Source organism: Shinella sp. JR1-6 (genome assembly GCF_004284735.1).
Taxonomy (GTDB): domain Bacteria; phylum Pseudomonadota; class Alphaproteobacteria; order Rhizobiales; family Rhizobiaceae; genus Shinella.
The window spans coordinates 1-2,707 of the sequence record NZ_SHMI01000091.1; the positions used below are offsets into that span (position 1 = coordinate 1).

The 2,707-nt window shown below is 60.3% G+C and carries 3 protein-coding genes; all 3 read left to right on the plus strand.

Annotated elements, in window-relative coordinates; all coding sequences use genetic code 11:
• Window positions 1-84: 84 nt before the first annotated feature.
• Genes EXZ48_RS34340 through EXZ48_RS34350 form a run of 3 tightly spaced genes read left to right on the plus strand, consistent with a single transcriptional unit; the run spans window position 85 to window position 2,611 of the window.
• Complete coding sequence (locus EXZ48_RS34340; protein WP_113033721.1) at window positions 85-576, plus strand: transposase; 492 nt, start codon at window positions 85-87, stop codon at window positions 574-576.
• Complete coding sequence (tnpB, locus tag EXZ48_RS34345) at window positions 557-964, plus strand: IS66 family insertion sequence element accessory protein TnpB (RefSeq protein WP_087747257.1); 408 nt, start codon at window positions 557-559, stop codon at window positions 962-964. Before EXZ48_RS34340 ends, tnpB begins: the two co-directional genes overlap by 20 nt.
• Before the next feature lie 51 nt (window positions 965-1,015).
• Window positions 1,016-2,611, plus strand: a complete 1,596-nt coding sequence (locus tag EXZ48_RS34350; RefSeq protein ID WP_087747255.1) for an IS66 family transposase — start codon at window positions 1,016-1,018, stop codon at window positions 2,609-2,611.
• The last annotated feature ends 96 nt before the right edge of the window (window positions 2,612-2,707 follow it).

The window sequence follows — 2,707 nt, forward strand, 5'->3', positions numbered from 1 at the left end:
GTAACCGCGATTTTTGGGTCACCTATGAATCGGGGGAGCGCTTAGGCAGGTTGTGTCCACAAGCAACGTAATGGACACAATGCGATGGATGATGTTATCGAGCCGCGACTATTGCGGGTATTGCATGCTGGTCGCGGCGGGAAACGCGAGTTTGATCCGGCGTCGAAAGCCAGGCTGTTGGAAGCCTGCCTGACGCCTGGGGTTTCGATATCGAAACTGGCGCTTGAGAACGGTATCAATGCGAATCTGCTACGGACGTGGATCCGCAAGCATCGCAAGTTGAAGGCGCCGGTTTTGGCCGGGCCTGCGCCGCCGGCGGAAGTGTCGATGTTTATTCCGGTCGCAGAGGCACGGGCTGAGCGCATTGCCGATGACGATCGCAAACCGAGAGGTTTGGGCGATCCACCGACGGAACGGCGGGAACGATCGATTATTGCCGCCGGCGATGGCGCGGTATCCGGGCTGAGAGCTAGGGTCACGCTGCCGAACGGTGTCACGCTGTCGGTGGATCTGACCGACGCGTCCATGGTGGCTGCCATGATCGGAGCTTTGGGCAATGTTCCGTCTGTCGGCTGATGTGCGGGTTTATCTTCATCGCGATCCCATCGACTTCCGCGCCGGGATCGACAGTCTGGCGATCCTGGTCGAGCAGTCGATGGGTCTCAATCCGTTCGAGCGGGCGGTATTTGCTTTCTGCAATCGGCGCCGGGATCGGGTGAAGCTTTTGTTTTTTGATCGGTCCGGCTTCGTCTTGATCCTGCGTCGCCTGGAAGAGGACCGGTTTTACTGGCCAAATCGCCGTGACGCCGTGGCGCATCTGACGACCGAACAGCTTCACTGGCTTCTCGACGGCATCGACATCGAAGCTGTGTCCCGACACCCTTTGCGGCAGTACGCCAGTGCCGGGGCACAGGTTCCTGCGCACTTCGATACGCCCATGCTGCCCGAGCGGTCTTCGGGATAGGCGTGGCCAAAAATCGTTGACGTCGGTGAGGTGTTCCGATTCAAAACTGGAATGACTCGTACGAATCCTCCTGATGTCGAAGCTTTGCTGGCACAGCTTGCGGCGAACGCGGCTGAAATCGCGGCGTTGAAGGCGCGCGTCAGCACGCTGGAGGAAGAATTGCGGCTGGCGCAGCAGCACCGCTTTGGGCCCAGCAGCGAAAAGCATATGGATCGCCTGTTCAACGAGGCGGAACAGGCTGCCGGGTCCGACCCTGATATCGATGGCGATTTTGACGCCGGCATTGACGGTCTCGACACCGTCGACCTTCCCGACACAGGCCTGCCGGAGCTGGACAAGCCTGAGGGCAGCAAGCGAGGCCGCCGGCCTCTTCCAGCCGATCTTCCGCGCGAGCGTGTCGAATACGACCTGCCGGAAGATGGAAAACTGTGCCCGTGCTGCCGAAACCCGCTTCACCGGATGGGCGAGGCGATGAGCGAGCAGCTGCATATCGAGATCAAGGCGAAAGTGCTGCAGAACGTCCGGTTCAAATACGCCTGCCGCCATTGCGACCGGACCGGCATCAAGACACCGATGGTGCTTGCGCCCATGCCAGCCCAGCCTTTGCCGGGGAGCGTGGCAACGCCGGCGACCTTGGCGCTGATGCTGGCCAACAAATATGTCGACGGCACACCGATCTATCGCCTGTCGCAGGCCCTTGGCCGTGCCAACGTATCTCTCAGCCGCGGGGCAATCGCCAACTGGGTGATCCGGTCGAGCCAGTTGCATCTTGAGCGTATCTACGATGCCATGAAGGAGAAACTTCGGCTGCAGCCGCTGATCCACGGCGACGAGACCTTCGTCCAGGTCCTGAAAGAGGAAGGCCGGCAGGCGCAGGATACATCTTACATGTGGGCATATCGCAGCGGCCAGGACAGCGAGGAACCGATCGTGCTGTTCGACTATCAGCCCGGCCGTGGCCAGAAATACCCGCAAGCCTTCCTCGGGGATTATCGCGGCCTGCTCATGAGTGACGGCTATGAGGCCTGGCGAACGATCAAGGGCGCCACTCATTATGGCTGCATGGCGCATGCGCGCCGAAAATTTACCGACGCGCTCAAGGCTATGAAGAAACCAGGCGGACCGCCGCTTCAGGCACTGGCCTTCTTCGAGGCGCTCTACAAGGTGGAGCGGCTGGCGCGGGAAACCGACGTGACCAAGGGTGAGACGCGTGCCGATCTTACCCGACGGCTCCGTCAGACGCATAGCCTTCCAGTGTTAGCGGCGCTCAGGAAATGGCTCGACGACATTGCCCCCAAGGTGCTGCCCAAGGGCAAGCTTGGCAAGGCCATCTCCTATACTCGCAACCAGTGGGATTACCTGATCCGCTATGTCGAAAACGGACACGCGCCGATCGACAACAACCTGCTTGAGCGCGACATCAGGCCGTTTTGCACCGGACGCAATAGCTGGCTGTTCAGCGATACGCCTGCCGGTGCCAAAGCCAGCGCCGTCGTTTACAGCCTCATGCTGACCTGCCGTGCCTGCGGTATCGATCCATACGTCTGGCTGCGCTTCGTTCTCACCGAACTGCCGCAGCGCCCGGCTGAGGACGACATTACCGACTTGCTACCCTTCAACTTCGCCAAGGCTCAGGTCGCACCATGATGCGACGGTAGCATCGCGCTTGTGTCCATAACCTCCATGATGGACACAAGCCGACCCAACCTCATCCAACGGCAGGACCTGAAAATCGCGCTTACA